Here is a 1325-nt window from a genome sequence, read left to right on the forward strand (position 1 = left end):
GTCCGCCCCACTGCTCGCCCAGCGCGATCAACTCGCGCATCTGCTCGCGCCTGGCCTGGCTGCGCCGCTGCGCCACCACGGGGTCGTGGGCGACCACCAATCGGTGTTGCATTGGCGGGCCTGCCGTGTCCTTCTCGCCCCCCGTGGCCCAGAGCAGTTCGTCGATCCAAGTAAGCGCCGCATCGTGGCTGGCATCCAATGCCTTGAGCTCGTCGCGGAACTCGCCGTACCGCGCGGCCGGCACCGCCAGCACGTACTCCAAACGCACGCCGCGGCCGGTCGCGTCAAGTTCGGCCTGCAGCTGCGCAAGCTCCTGCAGGTTGTTCAAGCTCAGCAGGCCGCGATCGGCCACCAGGACCACGCGCTTGAGCGGCCAGCGCTCCAACAGCGCGCGGATCATCGGCAGCAGCGTCTTGGCCTCTGACGTGTTGCCTGGGTGGACCTCATGCGCGATGGGCAGCCCCTCGGCGGTCTGCACCAGCGACAGCACAAACTGGCGCGCCACCCCGCCGTCCTTGGACTTGCCGAGGTCGCGCACGTCGCCGTCGACCACCGCTTCGCCGTGCACCTTGATGGTGGTGAGGTCGTAGAACACGACCGACAGCTCCTGGTCGATCAGCGGGCGCATCAGCAGCGCAAGTCGTTCGTTGATCGCATCGGCGTGATCGTCGATGACGTCCATCGCGCGCAGCAGGTGCTGATGCTCCGGCAGACCGCCATCGAAGCCGAAGCCGCGCGGCAGCGCCACCGTCTGCAGCCAGCGCAGCACACCGAGCTTGGAGGCCGGGTCGCACAGCCGGTTGAAGACCATCGCGCGCAGGCAGGCCAGCACGTCGAGCTCGCTCCTGGAGCGGCGCCACGCGAGCGACAGACCCTCCAGGTCCAACGCCCGCCACAGCTGCCACAGCGCCCAGACGTCGCCGGCGGCGCGGGCATCCAGGAAGCGAAGGTCGGTGATGCGGGTCGACCCGCCGGTTGTGTTCTCGCGGCCTTGCGCGCGACCGAGGGCGTCGATCAGGCGATCGACGTCACCACCGGGCTCGAGCCGGCCGAGCGTGGCCAGCGTGCGTTGACGGGGCTGGCCGGCGTCGTTGCGGTACGACTCCACCAACTGCGCGTAGCGGCGCCCGCCGGAGCTCGTGACCTTGATGAACATGGCCGCGAGTGTAGCTGGGATGGCAGAAAACGGAAACTACATACATCTGCAAACGTGCCACTACACACGTTCGGCCAAAGCGGCCCGATGAGCGCTGCAAGTTGTTGATTCGACGTGCCTTCGATCAGCCGTTGTCGCCGAATTGGGCGCGGAACTGTCGAACTTGGGG

The 1325-nt window shown here is 67.8% G+C and carries 1 protein-coding gene; it reads right to left on the reverse strand.

Features of this window, described 5'->3' with window-relative positions:
- On the reverse strand, positions 1-1156 hold a 1156-nt coding region (locus tag ACOVRJ_RS09325; protein ID WP_422043582.1), incomplete at its 3' end, for an IS1634 family transposase.
- Positions 1157-1325: the final 169 nt, after the last annotated feature.

It is taken from the genome of Roseateles sp., assembly GCF_049240545.1.
Taxonomy (GTDB): domain Bacteria; phylum Pseudomonadota; class Gammaproteobacteria; order Burkholderiales; family Burkholderiaceae_C; genus Paucibacter_A.